This window comes from Arthrobacter sp. StoSoilB13, from assembly GCF_019977255.1.
Lineage (GTDB): Bacteria > Actinomycetota > Actinomycetes > Actinomycetales > Micrococcaceae > Arthrobacter.
Map to the genome: position 1 here is coordinate 325,828 of NZ_AP024647.1, position 15,708 is coordinate 341,535.

At 60.9% G+C, this 15,708-nt stretch carries 9 protein-coding genes and 3 pseudogenes; 5 read left to right on the forward strand and 7 right to left on the reverse strand.

Going from position 1 to position 15,708, the window contains the following annotated elements; all coding sequences use genetic code 11:
- Positions 1-90: 90 nt before the first annotated feature.
- From LDP01_RS01675 to LDP01_RS01690, 4 genes are read left to right on the forward strand one after another with little or no spacing between them, the layout of a single operon-like run.
- Complete coding sequence (locus tag LDP01_RS01675) at positions 91-1,734, forward strand: dipeptide/oligopeptide/nickel ABC transporter permease/ATP-binding protein (RefSeq protein ID WP_224089824.1); 1,644 nt, start codon at positions 91-93, stop codon at positions 1,732-1,734.
- Positions 1,731-3,002, forward strand: coding sequence for an ATP-binding cassette domain-containing protein (locus tag LDP01_RS01680; RefSeq protein ID WP_224089825.1), 1,272 nt, complete (start codon positions 1,731-1,733; stop codon positions 3,000-3,002). The genes LDP01_RS01675 and LDP01_RS01680 overlap by 4 nt, the downstream gene beginning before the upstream one ends.
- A 35-nt stretch (positions 3,003-3,037) precedes the next feature.
- Entirely contained in the window at positions 3,038-3,991 is a 954-nt protein-coding gene (locus tag LDP01_RS01685) for an alpha/beta hydrolase (protein ID WP_224089826.1), read from the forward strand.
- Between the two features lie 35 nt (positions 3,992-4,026).
- The gene (locus tag LDP01_RS01690) at positions 4,027-5,724 is read left to right on the forward strand and encodes a CocE/NonD family hydrolase (RefSeq protein ID WP_224089827.1); all 1,698 of its coding nucleotides are present in this window, start codon (positions 4,027-4,029) and stop codon (positions 5,722-5,724) included.
- A 656-nt stretch (positions 5,725-6,380) separates the two neighbouring features.
- Here the strand turns inward: LDP01_RS01690 and LDP01_RS01695 are convergent.
- Positions 6,381-6,658 (reverse strand): annotated as a pseudogene (locus LDP01_RS01695) (GntR family transcriptional regulator); the annotation flags it as partial.
- Between the two features lie 456 nt (positions 6,659-7,114).
- Entirely contained in the window at positions 7,115-8,014 is a 900-nt protein-coding gene (locus LDP01_RS01700) for an aldo/keto reductase (RefSeq protein ID WP_346658915.1), read from the reverse strand.
- On the opposite strand from LDP01_RS01700, the pseudogene LDP01_RS01705 reads away from it, so the two are divergent.
- Positions 7,943-9,159, forward strand: a pseudogene (locus LDP01_RS01705) (IS3 family transposase). The gene LDP01_RS01700 and the pseudogene LDP01_RS01705 overlap by 72 nt on opposite strands.
- Positions 9,160-9,183: 24 nt before the next feature.
- Here the strand turns inward: LDP01_RS01705 and LDP01_RS01710 are convergent.
- The 5 genes and pseudogenes from LDP01_RS01710 to LDP01_RS01725 form a co-directional block, all read right to left on the reverse strand.
- On the reverse strand, positions 9,184-10,533 hold the full coding sequence (locus LDP01_RS01710; protein WP_346658916.1) for an MFS transporter: 1,350 nt from the start codon (positions 10,531-10,533) through the stop codon (positions 9,184-9,186).
- 988 nt (positions 10,534-11,521) lie between these two features.
- On the reverse strand, positions 11,522-12,313 hold the full coding sequence (istB, locus tag LDP01_RS01715; protein WP_224089828.1) for an IS21-like element helper ATPase IstB: 792 nt from the start codon (positions 12,311-12,313) through the stop codon (positions 11,522-11,524).
- Positions 12,310-13,527, reverse strand: a pseudogene (istA, locus tag LDP01_RS01720) (IS21 family transposase). The gene istB and the pseudogene istA overlap by 4 nt, the downstream one beginning before the upstream one ends.
- 460 nt (positions 13,528-13,987) lie before the next feature.
- On the reverse strand, positions 13,988-14,578 hold the full coding sequence (locus LDP01_RS23260) for a CocE/NonD family hydrolase (RefSeq protein WP_263433759.1): 591 nt from the start codon (positions 14,576-14,578) through the stop codon (positions 13,988-13,990).
- Positions 14,520-15,695, reverse strand: a complete 1,176-nt coding sequence (locus tag LDP01_RS01725) for a CocE/NonD family hydrolase (RefSeq protein WP_263433731.1) — start codon at positions 15,693-15,695, stop codon at positions 14,520-14,522. The genes LDP01_RS23260 and LDP01_RS01725 overlap by 59 nt, the downstream gene beginning before the upstream one ends.
- Positions 15,696-15,708: the final 13 nt, after the last annotated feature.

Sequence of the window (15,708 nt, forward strand, 5' to 3'; positions counted from 1 at the left end):
TGCTGGGAACGGATCAACTGGGCCGCGACATCCTGGCCCGGTTGCTGTTCGGCGGGCAGACGACTCTGTTGGGGATCGCGCAGGGCCGTTGTGGTGTGCACGGTTATCGGTCTTGTTCTGGGCATCGGGGCGGGTACGCTCGGCGGATGGGTGGAGCAGGTTGCGATGCGCCTGTGCGACTTGCTCCTCGCCGTGCCGGGTCTGGTCATGCTCCTGGTGGTCCTTAGCATCTTCGGCAACAATGAGACCGCCGCCATGGCGACGCTCGGTGTCATCATGTCGCCCACTTTGGCGCGAGTTGTCTATTCAGCAACGATCGCTGTCCGAGAGGAAGCCTACGTAGCTGGTGCACGAATTGCCGGACTGACCAGCCTTCAAATTATGAAGAGGCATATCCTCTCCGGCGTGGCCGGCCCTGCGTTGACGCAGATCAGCATTGTGGCGGTGGTCGCTTGCCTTGCCGGTGCCGGGATCGGATATCTCGGCCTGGGGGTCCCACCTCCGGCTCCGACGTGGGGAAACATGGTGGCCGACGCGCAAAAGGCGATGCCCATGGCCCCGTGGATGCTCGTGCCCACAGGCGGGATCATCGCTGTGGTCGCGCTGAGCTTGACACTGGTCGGAAACGGTATTCGTGACGCCTACATGGGCAGGTCCAGCGGTTCTACCAAGGCCTATAGTTGGCGGAGCCTGCCTGCCCGGGTCTCCCGGATCGGGGCAACGGTCGGTGCTGAGGAAGAAGTTCCGAAGCGGGACTTTGTCCTGAGCGTGAACCGCATGTCGGTCAGCCTCCCGCGCGGCAAAGGCGAACTTCCTATTGTGGACACCGTGAGCTTCGATATCCGCCCCGGGGAAGCACTTGGTATCGTCGGCGAATCCGGTTGCGGTAAGTCGATGACGATCTCTGGGATACTGCGTGTGCTTCCTCCTGGCGCCCACGTCCAGTCCGCGTCCATCAAGTTCAAAGACGTTGAGCTGTCGTCGCTGAGCGAGCGCGAATTGAATTCGTACAGAGGAACCGGAATCGCATTCATCTCACAGGAACCGATCTCCAGCTTGAATCCTGCGTTCACGGTCGGGCACCAGCTTGAGGAAGCGATTCGGTTGCACCAGAGGGTCGGGAAGAGCCGTGCGCGGCAGATCGCCCGTGAGCTCATGCAACGAGTCCGGCTAACCGAGCCGGACCTGATTGCCAGGAAATACCCGCATGAGCTTTCCGGTGGCATGGCGCAACGGATCGCTATCGCGCGTGCCCTTGCGGGCCAACCAGAACTGTTGATCGCCGACGAGCCCACGACGGCCCTGGACGTTTCAGTCCAGTCTGAGATCCTTGACCTGCTCAACGAGCTGCGCGAGCAAAGCGGGATGGCGCTGATACTTGTCACTCACGACTGGGGGGTCGTCGCAGAAGCGTGCGACCGGGCCCTTGTCATGTACGCCGGACAAGTCGTCGAGGAAGCAGATGTTCGCTCCCTCATCTCCAGCCCGGAGCATCCCTATACCCGGGCCCTGCTGCAGTCCTCATCTGTGGGTACGGCCCCACGCCAATTGCTTCCGGTCATCGCCGGGACGGTGCCGCTGCCGGCATTCTGGCCTACCGGTTGCAGATTCGCTGGCAGGTGCGGCCTCGTCGAGGAAGCCTGCCTCGCGGCACCCATCCTGATGATACCTCTCAAGGACGGCGGCAGCGCGCGCTGCATCCGCACAACGGCAGCCGGATTGGTGACGAAATGAGTGCGCTGCTTGAAGTACGTGACCTGAGTGTTCTTTACCGTGGCCGGGGCCGGCGGAAGGACAAACTCGCACTGGACGATGTCAGCGTCAGCCTCAGCGCAGGGCAAACCCTCGGGCTTGTCGGAGAGTCCGGGTCAGGCAAGTCAACCCTGGGCAATTGTGTGCTGGGGCTTGTGCAGCCTGCGAAGGGGACCATCGCCTTCCACGGACGTGACATCACCGGCGCCTCCGGGCGCGAACGGCTGGCCTTGAGCACGCAGATCCAAGCGGTATTCCAAGACCCGTACAGCTCCTTTAACCCCCACCGGACCATTGAGCAGACAGTGGGCGAGACGCTGGCGACTCTGTCATTGCCGCCCTCGGAACAGCGTGCGCGGGTAGTGGCCATGCTGGAACGCGTTGGTCTGGACCGGTCGGCATTGGCCAAGTTCCCTGCTCAGTTCTCCGGCGGCCAGCGCCAGCGGATCTCGATCGCCCGTGCACTGCTCCCAGAGCCCAGGCTTGTCGTCTGTGACGAATCAGTGTCTGCACTGGATCTGTCCGTACAAGCCCAGGTTCTCAATCTGCTCCTCGAGCTTCAGCGAGAGCGCGGGGTCGCGTACCTCTTCATCACTCACGACCTGGCGGTCGTGCGGCACATGAGTACCCGGATCGCGGTCCTGGAACACGGCCACCTGGTCGAAGAAGGCGAAGCCAGTGCAGTCACCGAACAACCCACCCAGCCCTACACCCGCAAACTCATCACGGCCTCCCTCAGCTCCGACGCAGATCTCCAACAGGTACGTCGTGCTACCCGAAAAGCAATGGCTCGTCTCTCCACGGACACCGCGAGCCGGCACGCCAGCGTTGGAGACGAGCTTCTTTTGGCACTGGAGCAACAGGCGGTCACCGAGGTCGTGGCTCAGCCCACTCCAAGGGCAACGGCCCTCGCGCACGCGCTGCTCAACGCTCCGGAAAACACTGCGGACCTCGATAGGCTCATTGAGCTGCGGGCTGCCATCCTCGAACTGGCCCCCCGCACATCCGCCGATACTACCCCCACCGCCGTACTGACACTCGTCGAAGAAGCCCGAGCGAAACTATGCCGTGCCCTCAGCGCAGACGGACAAGCGGAGGAATTCCTCGGACGGTACCGCGACCTGGCAACCGCGATTGAGGCCGGCAACCGGGAACGAGCACGAACGCTCGTCGGATCCCTCGATGGTCCGCGGGACAGTGCGGCGGAACAAAACGGAGACCACGCTGCAGTCCAACGCAGCCAGGTATGAAGTCCCGACCAGACGAAAGGAGAAGGTGATTCAGAATGAACCGTTCGCAAACAGCCACGACGGAGCTCGAACTTGTAAATCTTGACCATTGGGGGATGTCACCTGAGGTAAACCTCTCGGACGATAACCAGACCCCGAGCAAGGACCTCGCCACTTTCGAGTTATCAGAGAACGAAACGGCCTCCGAGTACCACCTGACGTCCGCCTCGCTTCCGCAAGAAGGTGTGCCCGCCGGAAAGTACTACTACTTCCGATGGACCAGTCACACCGTCTACCCCGGCGTCACCAGCAGTGTCTACCTCTACCTGCCCCATGGCGCCGAGGAGGCCGAATCAGTCAACCTCATGGTCTGCCTCGACGGTCTCTACTACGTCGGCGAACAGTGTCGCGCCACCACGGTACTGGACAACCTCGTCCACAAGGGCCAGATCCCGATGACCATTGGCCTGTTCCATAATCCAGGGGAAACCGGCCCCGGCTACCCCATCTATGGGGGAAGCACCAACCGCGCCATCGAGTACGACACGGTCAGCGAGGACTTCGCCCGCTACCTGGTCGAGGAACTGTTTCCTGTCATCCGGACCAAAGTCAGGCTCACCGAGGACCCAAGGGGCCGCGTTATTTGCGGCCATAGCTCCGGCGGTGCAGGAGCCTTCATCGCGGCATTCCACCGCCCGGATCAGTTCGGGAACGTGATCTCGCACTGCGGAAGCTTCATTAACATCCTGGGAGCAAACAACCTTCCCAGCATGATCCGGCGAGCCCCGCGGAAACCGATCCGAGTCTGGCACCAGTCCGGAAAACGCGACGTCGACATCATCTACGGCAACATCCCGATCGCCAACCACGACCTCGACGCTGCTCTGAAATACCGCCGCTACGACTCCATGTTCGAGTTCGGCACAGACGGACACACCCTCAGGCACGGCGGCGCAGTGCTTCCCGAGACACTCCAATGGATCTTCCGCGACCAGATTGAAGACAAATGACCCTGGACACGGAAATGCATGAAATGAATAGTTCCATGAACACGGAGGCTGAGGCACCAACGTCCGTGCAGGTGCAGTTCGATGTCCCCGCGCGGATGCGCGACGGCGTCGTGCTGCGGGCCGACGTCTACCAGCCAGCTGGGCACGGCCCCTGGCCCACCTTGCTCGTGCGCACCCCCTACAACAAGGCCGGCGCAGCGGACAACCTGTGGAACGGTTTCTCCCCGACAGAAGTAGCCCGGGACGGGTTCATGATGATCATCCAGGACGTCCGCGGCCGCTACGCCTCAGATGGTGAGTGGGAGCCCTCGCAGCACGAGGGTGTTGACGGCGCTGACACTGTTGCCTGGGCCGCCCAGCTCGCCGGCTCCAACGGCCGGGTTGGCATGCTCGGTGGCAGCTACTGCGGCAATACCCAGTGGCAGGCCGCGCTTGAGCAACCTTCTGCGTTGAAGGCGATCACGCCCCTGATGACATGGACCGAGCCCCGTGAAGCCCTCGTTGCCCGCGGTGGTGCAACCCAGATGACTGTCATCGCGTCGTGGTCGCTGTCTGCCGGGTTCAACTGGCTGGCCCGGCAAGGTCTGACTGATGAGGAGTTGACCGCACGGGTCGCTGCCCTGATCGAAGACTTCGACAATCTCGAGAAGGACGGGTATTGGGCACTGCCTGTCGCCGAGCTGCCGGTGCTGCGCCGGCACGGCACGCCGATGTTCGTTGAGCCCGGGGAAGCCAATGACGTGAAAGCGACGCAACATCTGCGCGTCGCCGGGCGTCACGCGCGGGTTGAGATCCCGAGCCTGCACACCGGCGGCTGGTTCGACAGCTGCCTGCAGGGAACCATCGACAACTACACAACAATGCGTGACCTTGGCCAGGAATCACGACTGATCATCGGCCCATGGACACACACGGACTTCGGCAACCGAATCGGCGCCCAGGATTACGGAATCATGTCCATGCGGGACGCCGGGGCCCACCCAAACGGGAGCTGGAGCGATGAGGTTCTGGCATTTCTCCGACCCCACCTGACCGACAACCAGCCGGCAAGCACCTCAGCGCCAGTACGGATATTCGTGATGGGACGCAACGAATGGCGCAACGAGGAAACCTGGCCACTGCAACGCTCCCAAACCCAACGCTGGCACCTGCATGCCGACGGCGGCCTCAGCACCAAAACACCACTCACCGAATCAGAGCCTAGTCAGATCGACTACGACCCTGCCGACCCCGTCCCAACCTGCGGCGGCCCCCTCGGCCTCGGCCCAGGACGGGGTCCCATCGACCAAGCCCCGGTCGAGGCCCGATCTGACGTCCTCGTCTTCACCTCGGAAGTCCTGGAAAAAGACCTCGAAGTGACAGGACGGATCCGCGTCCGGCTCCACGTCCAAAGCTCCGCGCCCTCAACGGACTGGATCGCCCGCCTGTGCGACGTGGACCCCGACGGGCGGTCGCTGAACCTCGCCGACGGCATCCTTCGCATAGACACCAACGCAGACCGCGCCCAGGAAATAGAGATCGACTTATGGTCAACAAGCAACGTCTTCCTGGCCGGACACAGACTCAGAGTGCAAGTCACCAACAGCTGCTTCCCCCGATGGGACCGAAACCTCAACACCGGCCACCAAACAAAGACGGACTTCATCACCGCGCACCAACGGCTTTTCCACGACGCCAACCAACCATCACACATCGAACTGCCCATCATCCCGGACGGGGCCGCAGATTCCTAAAGGTCACCAACGTCCCCACCAGCACCGCACGGGCTGCCCGGCGCCGGAAGCTGGCGACGGAATCTTCAGTTGTTGGCAAAATGGGAGGGATCGAGTGGCCTGTGCCCGCATGTATTGCTCGTTGATGGCAATGCGCGTGCGGGAGCGGCCTGCCGAGCTCGGTCGTAGGTGTATGGGAGCAGCGATGGCAAGAGGTGTCGATGACATTGCATAGGCCATCGTTGTCGCTCGGGTAGGAGTGGCTGGGATAGGCATCTCAATCCCGGTTCAACGAGTGTCGCTGAGTTGCAAGAAGAGTTCGGGTCATATTGGTGAAGGCTGTCATCGCCTATGGCTTGGGAGGAGCGCTGTCAGCCTTGGGCTCGGCCCAAGTTCCGCACAAAAATGCAGATACGATGCCGAATGTCAAGGGAGTTCGACTGGAAAAATGGGCATAAGGTGGCCGTTACCAACTCGTCAAGCGGGGCGCCCTCGTACCTCTGTCGAACCATCAGTTTGATGTCGATATAGAGAGGGCTCCCGGATCCATGCTGGTCGAGTTGTTCGTCGTGCCTGAATTCAACGCGGCGCTCAATCCAAAGCACGTTGTGAACGGGAAGCCAAGCCGGTGTCGTGGTTCCCGGTTTGGATCAAAGATGTCGGGAAGTGGAGGGTCACGCTGCCAACGCCGATGCCCGGCATTCCAGAGTCTCGCGGAGCTCGAATAGTTCGTCGATGCTGTCCAGCGAGAGGTCGGTGACGACGACGCCGCGGCCACCTGCCGTCGTCGTCGATCCTTCGCCCGTAAGCCGCGCGAGCGCCTCCCGAACCGGCGTGCGGGACACTCCCCAAGGCGTTCGGATTGCTCTACTTCAGCAAGGACCGTCCCAGCATGCAGGCGCCATTCAATAATGTCTACCCGAAGGGTGGTGTAAGCCCGATCACTGGCGCGCATGCCATCAGCGTATACATTTTAAAGAAATTGTCTTCGGTGAGAAAAATGACGTCTATGCATACACGCAAAATGGATGGTGGCCTGCGGGTCCATACAGACCGCGCCGTACTTCACCAACAAGGTCGCTCATCTACGGGATGGTGTCCCGGTTCAAAGTCACTCCAGCTGGTGGCCCGGTCGCGGAAGCTTGGGAGCCAATATGCATGGATGGAAGGTGACGCCGCCTCCGGCACAGGGCAATAAGTCACGACGCTCCTCCGTAAAGACACGTCGTGTTTCCGCAACGCCACAGAAGGTAGCCGAGACCGGCTCGCCTCGACGTCAGTTGGCGCGGCGGCGAGCGGCGCGATTGTGGTCGGCCTGTGGTCAAATACCTAAGAACAGCCAACTGACACAGCAGAGAGTCAATGCTTTATCCCTATTCAGTTGTACACGAGATCCCGTAGTGGGGACTAATCAAATGGCTTGATCACGGGAATCCGAAGTGTGGAATCCAGCAAACTCCAATCTTCGACGTGCTTCTGCGTATACGTCCACAGCCAGACTGCCCCGAGCTGCAGCCTTGGCATTCTCCCGGACGTGCTCGGGAGACGCCGTTCCTACGATCACTGTGGAGACTTCGGCGCGGGTCATGACGAAGCGAAGAAGGAATCCCTCCAAGCTGTCACCGTCCAGCAGATCGTTCAAGAATAGATCCGGGGACGCCCGCTGGCTGTCTACTGTCCGTTTGGCCAACGCGGCGCGTGCCGTTCCTCCTCGTACTATGACGCCGGCGCCGGTGGCGTTGATAAGTGGAAGAGTATTTTCGAGAGAACGGTCCAGTGCGGAATACGAGATTTGGAAAGTCTCGAATACGCCGAGGTCGATGTGGTCAGAGAGGTTTGGAAGAGTGGAAGATATGCCAATCGCTCGAACCTTGCCCTCCTCTCGGGCACGTTCCAGTGTCCCCAAGACGTCATCACGTTGAAGAATCCCAACAGAAGGCCCAATGTGTACCTGTGCCAGGTCCAGGTAGTCAGTGCGTAGACGCGAGAGGCTTTGCTCGATACCTGCCCGGATATTCGCAGGCGAATAGTCATGGACAAGAGGACCGTCAGTCGGGCCTTCAGGCTTATGGTCCAGGGGACAGCCCACTTTGGATGCAAGCAGATACTCCGACCGACGATGACCTATATGGCGCCCGATGAGCGCCTCGCTCTCTCCATAGTCGATCGAGGTATCTATGAATCGGATGCTGCGGTCGTATGGTTTTCTGAGACAGGTTGATGGGAGATCGACTTCAGAATGACTGGTCCCAGAAGAAAATATGATGCTGCGTTTCGTGAGGAAGCTGTGCAGCTGGTGTTGTCCTCGGATCGTTCAGTGAAGCAAGTCGCTGACGAGCTCGGGGTGAACGAGAGCACGTTGGGGAACTGGCTCCATCGGCAGCGGGGCAAACACCAAGAGGGCTCGGTCGCCCCGGCCGCGGACCGGGGCCCGGTGTCATGGGAAGAACACCAGAAAACCGTGGCTGAGAACGAGCGGTTGAAAGCTGAGGTTGAGTTCCTGGGAAAAGTCAGCGCCTTCTTTGCCGCGAAGCAAAAGTAGAGGACTTCTACGAGTTCATCGAAGCGGAGAAGGCCAACCATTCCGTGGTGTGGCTGTGCCGGGCGTTGAAGGTTTCCCGGGCCTCGTTCTACCGGTGGCGGACCCCTGCCGGCCCGTCACCGCGGGCGGTACGGCACGAGCAGCTCGCTGCCGAGGTGACCAAGCTCTACGAAAAAGAAGAAGGCCGTGCCGGGCGGGACCAGCTGACCCTGCTCCTGAACGAGAAGGGCGTGAAAGTCTCAGCCCCGACCGTGGGAGCGATCATGCGCGAACACGGGCTGCGGGCCATCCGCACCCGGGCCTGGAAGGCCACCACGGTCCAGGACCCGCAGGCCAAGACCGCGCATATCGAGAACCACATGCTCGATGCAAAGGGCAAGCGGGACTTCACCTCAACAGTGCCCGGCACCCGCCTCGTTGGTGACATCACGTACCTGCGCACCGGTGAGGGGTGGCTGTACCTGGCCACCGTGATCGACCTGTTCTCAGGCATGGTCATCGGCTGGTCCATGGCAGCACATATGCGCGCGGGCCTGTGCACCGCGGCCCTGCAGATGGCCCGGAACCACGGCCATCTGACCGGGACCTCGGTGGTGTTCCATTCAGACCGGGGAACCCAATACACCTCTGATGAGTTCCAGAAGTGGTGCGGCGATAACGGGGTCACCCAGTCCATGGGCAAAGTCGGGGTGTGTTGGGACAACGCGGTCGCGGAGAACTTCTTCTCCCACCTCAAAACCGAGTTCTACCACCACCAACGCTATCCGTCGCGGCTGGCCGCCAGGACTGGGGTCATGGACTACATCGAGGCCTGGTACAACCGCCGCTGACCCAACCGCAGAGCCGGCGGCATCCCACCAGCCAAAGCCCACACCAACTACCAAACCCGCGCCCAGCAACCCCTGGCCGCCTAACCAAAAACAAACAACGAACCTGTCTCAAAAACTTGACGACCGCACTTGATGAGCAACAAGGGTGTGAGGCAGTTTCGCTGGATCGAGGAGGCTGTTGGTGTCCTGGGTATCAACGAGGAACTGAGCCTCTTCCTTTGTTTCTACGTTGGGCAGGGACCCGTTCAAAGGCTTCTTACTTGTTTCTTTGAGGAAGAAGACGGAAATCAGTCCCAGAAGGGCAGCGCCCATCAAGTAGTAAGCGGGCACCATCTTGTTCCCTGTGACTCCAATAATCGCAGCAACAACCAGTGGAGCTGTACCGCCAAAGGCGGCATTTCCCACATTGTATGCAAGCCCAAGAGCGCTGGAACGTGACGGCGTCGGGAACTGCTCAGGCAGCGAAGAAGCGTAGCTCGACGAAAACAGGGTTGCGCAGATCATGATGAAAAGTGTCCCGAGTTGTGCGCCCCAAAGCTGGCCGGACCCCATCATGACGAACGCTGGAATCGGAAGCAGAACGCCCAAGATGGCGCCACTGAAAAGGATCCGCTTCCTGCCTATTTTGTCCGAGAGCGAGGCAAAAAACTGCGTTGCAAAGGCCGCGAGTATGAACAAGGGAAATATCACAAGGGTGCCAAGGGAACCTTGGAATCCCAGTGACTGATTCAGATACGTGGGCGTGAACGATGTCATGGTGTAGGCAATGACGTTTCCGGCGGCCGCTACGCCCATGACGGGCAGAATAAAGCGCCCGTGGGATCTTATGACCTGCACAATACCCGGGTTCTTTGCCACCTCACCGTTTTTCCGAGATTCCTCAGCCCTCTCCTTCAAGACGGCGCTGAAGGTAGGCGACTCTTCGATTCGATATCGGAAGTACAGGGCTATGACGGCAAGAGGCCCTGCGATAAGAAATGGAATACGCCAGCCGAAGGACTGCATCGCGTCTTGACCAAGCGCCAGCTGTAGAACAGCTACCAAGCCAGCTCCAAAGGCGAATCCGAGGTAACTGGACCCCATAAATCCAACATAGAAACCCCGTCGTTTATCCGGGGCGTATTCGCTCAGGAAAGTCGCACCACCTGTGTATTCTCCACTGGCTGAGAATCCTTGCAGCAGTTTCAGGAACACGAGAAGCGCCGGAGCCCAGAGCCCAATGACGGCGTGACCCGGTAGCAGGCCGGTGGCAAACGTGGCAACTGACATCAGGAGCAGCGTGAACGTCAGGACCTTCCGTCGCCCAATCCTGTCTCCCAGCCATCCGAAGAATACGCCGCCCAGCGGTCGGGCAACGAACGTTACTGCGAAGGTGCCATAGAGGTACAGGGGCCCTGGACTGTCGGGTCGGCCTGGGGCAGGAAGACAGGGCCCATTACGGTAATGAGGTAAGCGAATACACCGAACTCATACCATTCGATGATATTCCCGACGACGGTTCCGGCAACTGCGCGCCTCAAAGCGGCCTTGTTGACTATGCGGATGTCGCTTATTTTCAAACGCCGCTTGCCCAGATGGGTGCCCGTGGCATTCCCAAATCTTTGGTCTCCAGAGGACATTGGTACCCTTCGTTCACAGATATTAGGTGAGGTCGCTGTAGATCGCAGCCCGGCGACGCGGTCTTGCGTCGCTAGATACCTAAGCAGCTTTCCTCAGGGTGAACCATAAGACGTTCGCCAACTGAACACTTGCATTCTTGTACAGCCCCCGATTGAACACTTGCATTCTTGTACAGCCCCCGATTCTTCGCACGGTGCCAAACGAAACCTCTCCGGTGTTTCGTACGCGGAGGATGGCTTCTGCGGTCGCTTCCAGAGAGGGTTCATGGTCGCCAGGTTCTTGCCTATCCTGACGGAGATCTCCTCTCAAGTTCGGCGTGGAGCTCGCCGGCTAACGTACGGTTTAGCTTGCGACAAAGGGCTTGTGCTCTGACACCTGGTACCAAGGCGTGCTCGGGCGAGTCTTCGGGCCTGCGCTTCAGAGTTCGTATATCGAATCGACCGGCAAGGGTTTACGTTACGGAAATGCGCATCGTCAACGGTGGAATCTTTGGCTCGTAGGTTTGAGTTAGCGCCGGAAAGGGCTGCAAAAGTTCGAGTTGAACCATGCTGGGGGAGGGCCTAACAGTGAAGTCTCGAAACTCGTCGTCCAATGAATCAGGTGCGTCGCGTTCAGTAGGATGGGAAACAGCCGATATTGCGCGAACGTTGATAGCACCGTATGACGAAGCCTGCGAACGCGCTGCATGTTTTTGTTTGGAATCCCCCTAGACGCTGCGGTGAGGCACGAAGACAAGCTGTCTAACCCCGCAGAATTCGAGCAGTTGTCGGCGCTGGTCGAATAGTGAGCCATTTCGTGGGTTGAAAACTGAGCCACGTTGACGTGGTTATTCTCCCGTATTTTCCGGTCTTGTCGAGGGCAGCGAGTCCGTTTGTGTGTGTTTGAGCCGGTAGCTGGAGCCTTTGAGCGTGATGACTTCGGCGTGGTGAACGATCCTGTCGATCATTGCTGAGGCCACGACCTGGTCTCCGAACACATCACCCCATCGGGCGAAGGGCAGGTTCGAGGTCAGGATCAGGGATGCGTGTTCGTAGCGTGAGGAAACGAGCTGGAAGAACAGGTTCGCGGCGTCTTGCTCGAACGGGATGTAGCCAACCTCGTCCACGATGATCAGCCCGTAGCGACGCAGCCGGACGAGCTCCTGCGGCAATCGCCCGTTCTGGTGCGCGGCTTGGAGCCGGGCGACCCAGTCGATAGCGGTAGCGAACAAGACCCGGTGGCCCAGTTGCGCGGCGCGCAGTCCGAGCCCGGTCGCGAGGTGGGTTTTCCCGGTGCCGGGCGGGCCGAGCAGGACGATGTTGGATGCCTCGGTCAGGAACGCCCCGGTCGCCAGGTGGGCGATCGTGTCCCGTTTGAGGCCGGGCTGGTGGTCGAAGCTGAAGTCCTCCAACGATTTACGGGCCGGGAACCCCGCGGCCCTGGTACGGGCTTCGGCTCCGGAGGCTTCGCGGGCGGCGACTTCCCGGGAAAGGACCGCGGCGAGGTATTCCTCATGGGTCCAGCCGGCCTCTCGTGCCTGCTCGGCGAGGCGGGTGGCCGCTTCCCTGATCCGAGGTGCTTTCATGGCCCGGGAGTAGTACTCGATTTGGCCGACGGTTTCCTTGGTCCCGGACATCATGCGACCTGCCCGTCATCAATGACGATCCCGAACGCGCGGTCATAGTCAGCCAAGTCCCGCAGCCCTGCAGTGCCGCGGAGGAGGCGGGGTTTTGGAAGGCTTTCCGCAGGGTCCGGGCAGCCTCGACGTGGTCCGGGTCGGTGATCGTCAAGCCCGTGCCCCAAGACCGGGCATGATCGCCGACGCTTCTGCCGTCTAGGCTGATGCGGACCGTGTCCAGGTCTGCGGTGATCTCGACGAACCTGCCGATGGCCTGCGGGTGGACGGAGTAGTCATTCGATCCCACCCGGACGTAGTAATCCCGTGGAAGCCTGATCCTCGCAGCGAACCCTGTCACGGGCGGAACCGGAGGCAGGGCCAACATCCCCGCCTTGTCCTGGCCAAGCAGTTCCGTGGGCCGGGGCCCCGGTCCTGCGGACCAGCCGGGCGTTGGCTCTGGGCAGCCACTGGCCGAGCTGGGTGTTGAAATCCTCCGGTGAAGCGAAAGACCGACCCGGCAGGAAGGAGGTTTCGAAAAACCCGTTGGCCCGTTCCACCACTCCCTTGGACTCCGGGTCGTAGGGCTTGACCTGCACAATCTTCGTCGCGAGGACCATGGCGAAAGCTGACACCCCGGCCGCGAAACTGTTCCGGCGACCGATGCCGGTTTCGTTATCCCAGACCAGCCGCCGCGGAACAGCGCCCAAACCACCAAGGAGCTCCCACATGCCAGCGAGCAGATCCCCGGTCATGCGCGACGGAATCATCCTCGCCATGATGAACCGCGAATGCGAGGACACCATCACCAACACCGGCAGGATCCGCGGCTTCCCGGACCCGACCGGGATCCGCACCTCCGGGAACCACAGATCGCACTGGGCCTGCTCGCCCGGTTCGTAACTGATCCGATCCGCGGGATCCGGCGGTGCGTACTCCGGCCGGATCCGGGCCACGTTTTCCCTGAACCAAGCCGGAGAACCGGTCCACCCCACCCGCTCCGCCATTACCGTGGCCGGCATCCGCGGATTCTCTTTCAGCAACGCCCGGATAGCCGGCTCGATTGCCTTGATCCCGGAATCCTGCGGCGCGCGCACATACACCGGCGGCCCCTCGGCACTGACAGCCTTCGCAACCGTGTTTCTTGAGATACCCAGCCGCGCTGCTATCGACCTCATCGACTCACCCTCGGCAAGATGCAACCGCCGAATAAGCGCCCAATCCTCCACAGTGATCACCCACCCAATCGTTTGGAACGAGTGGCTCAGTTTTCAACCGTCACAATGGCTCACTTTTCGACCGTCACCGACAGCAGTCGCGGGGAGCCGCGCCGGGGCCATCTGCACGCCGCAGCTTCATGCTCGACGTGGCCAGTGTGTCCGCGAGAGATCGATAAGACTCCTCGGCGGCCAACCTTAATAGCGACCGGGCGTTGCATCTACTCGCATATTCTTCGAATGCAAATGCATCTTTCCTCAGCAACCGTGTGGGAGGCCCCGCCTCCGAGCGCTGGGTTAGAACTCCGCTAATTTCGTGCCTGCGTTTTTCGCTCCCAGGTAGGAATCAGCGGAGGACCACTCCGCGAAAGGTGTCGGGTCCAGCGGTTTCTGGATGCTGCAGGGCTGCTCAAATACTCTTGCCCCGGAGCTAAGCCAGTCCTACTGCGTGGTATGGCCCGCGCAGTAGGACTAACAACATTTATGCGTCGAAAGGTTTATTCTCGTCAGGGACGACGGGCAGTTCGATGTAGGACGGGCGGTTGGCGTCGTGGAATAACTGTTGATGTGCGATGATGAGCTCTGTTCCGGCCTGATCACCTGTGTTGAGGTTTCGGTCCCAGCGTGGGAAACAGCTGTTGGTGATTTGTACTCTGATCCTGTGTCCGGCGAGGAACACGTTGCTTGTTGACCATAAATCGATCTCGATCTCCTGAGTCTCGTCTGCCCTGTTGTTTATGCGGAAGATTCCGTCGGTTAGGTTCAGAGACCGCCCGTCGGGGTCCACGTCGCACAGGCGGGCGATCCAATCGGTTGAGGGCGCCGAGCTCTGGACGTGCAGCCGTACACGGATCGGTCCTGTTACTTCCAGGTCCTCTTTGAGGACGTCGGAGGTGAAGACGAGCACGTCAGGGCGTGATTCGACGAGACTTTGGTCATGGGGGCCTCGTCCTGGTGTGGCGGCCATTGGGCCACCGTGGGTGGGGACGGGGTCGGCGGGGTTGTAGTCGATCTCACTCGGATCGGCGTGGACCGGTGGCGTCGTCGTGTTGAGGCCGCCATTGGCCTGCAGGTACCAGCGCCCAGTTTTTTGCGCGCTGCAGGGGCCAGGTTTCCTCGTCGCGCCATTGGTTGCGTCCCATGACGAAGATCCGTACCGGCGCCGAGGTGCTCACCGGTGTTTCATCATCGGTGAGGTGTCCGCGGAGAAATGCAAGCACTTCATCGCTCCAGCGCCCATTCGGGTGGGCTCCCGCGTCTCGACTGGACATGATTCCAAAGTCTTGGGCGCCGACCCGGGGCCCGAAGTCCACGTGCGTCCACGGTCCGATGATCAGTCGTGATTCCTGGCCGAGGTCACGCATTGTCGTGTAGCTGTCGATGTTTCCCTGCAAGCAGGTGTCGAACCAGCCGCCCGTGTGCAGGCTGGGGATCTGGACACGCGAGTGGCTTCCGGCGACACGCATGTGCTGCGTGGCTTCCACATCATTGGCTTCGCTCGGGTCTACGAAGACCGGCGTGCGGTGCCGGCGCAGCACGGCCAGCTCGGTGGCTGGCAATCCCCAGTAGCCGTCTTTCTCAAGACTGTCGAAGTCTTCGACCAGTGCCGCGACGCGGGCGGTCAGCTCCTCGCCGCTCAAGCCCTGACGCGACAACCAGTCGAACCCGGCAGCCAACGACCATGACGCGATGACCGATATCTGGGTGGCACCACCGCGGGCTACCAGGGCTTCGCGCGGCTCCGTCCACGTCATCAGAGGCGTAATGGCCTTCAACGCAGGCGGCTGTTGGAGTGCGGCCTGCCACTGGGTGTTCCCGCAGTAACTGCCACCGAGCATCCCGACGCGCCCGGTGGAGCCGGGAAGCTGGGCGGCCCAGGCAATGGTGTCGGCGCCGTCTTCACCTTCGTGCTGCAGCGGCTCCCAGTCACCGTCAGAGGCATAACGCCCACGGACGTCCTGGATGACCATGATGAACCCTCTGCGGGCCACTTCTGTGGGGGAGAAGCCGTTCCAGACGTTGTCCGCCGCGCCGCTCTTGTTATAGGGCGTCCGGACCACCAACGTCGGCCATGGGCCCTCGCCGGCCGGCCGGTAGACGTCAGCCCGCAGCACGACGCCGTCCCGCATCTGGGCAGGGGCATCGAACTCCACTTGCACTGATGTTGCCGCGTCAGTATCGGCGTTCATAGTCCCAATTTCC

Bases quoted from the DNA above. Each gene is read 5' to 3' on its own strand.
- LDP01_RS01680 (WP_224089825.1), top strand. From the start codon at position 1,731: ATGAGTGCGCTGCTTGAAGTACGTGACCTGAGTGTTCTTTACCGTGGC.
- LDP01_RS01685 (WP_224089826.1), top strand. From the start codon at position 3,038: ATGAACCGTTCGCAAACAGCCACGACGGAGCTCGAACTTGTAAATCTT.
- LDP01_RS01690 (WP_224089827.1), top strand. From the start codon at position 4,027: ATGAACACGGAGGCTGAGGCACCAACGTCCGTGCAGGTGCAGTTCGAT.
- istB (WP_224089828.1), bottom strand. From the start codon at position 12,313: ATGATGTCCGGGACCAAGGAAACCGTCGGCCAAATCGAGTACTACTCC.
- LDP01_RS01725 (WP_263433731.1), bottom strand. From the start codon at position 15,695: ATGAACGCCGATACTGACGCGGCAACATCAGTGCAAGTGGAGTTCGAT.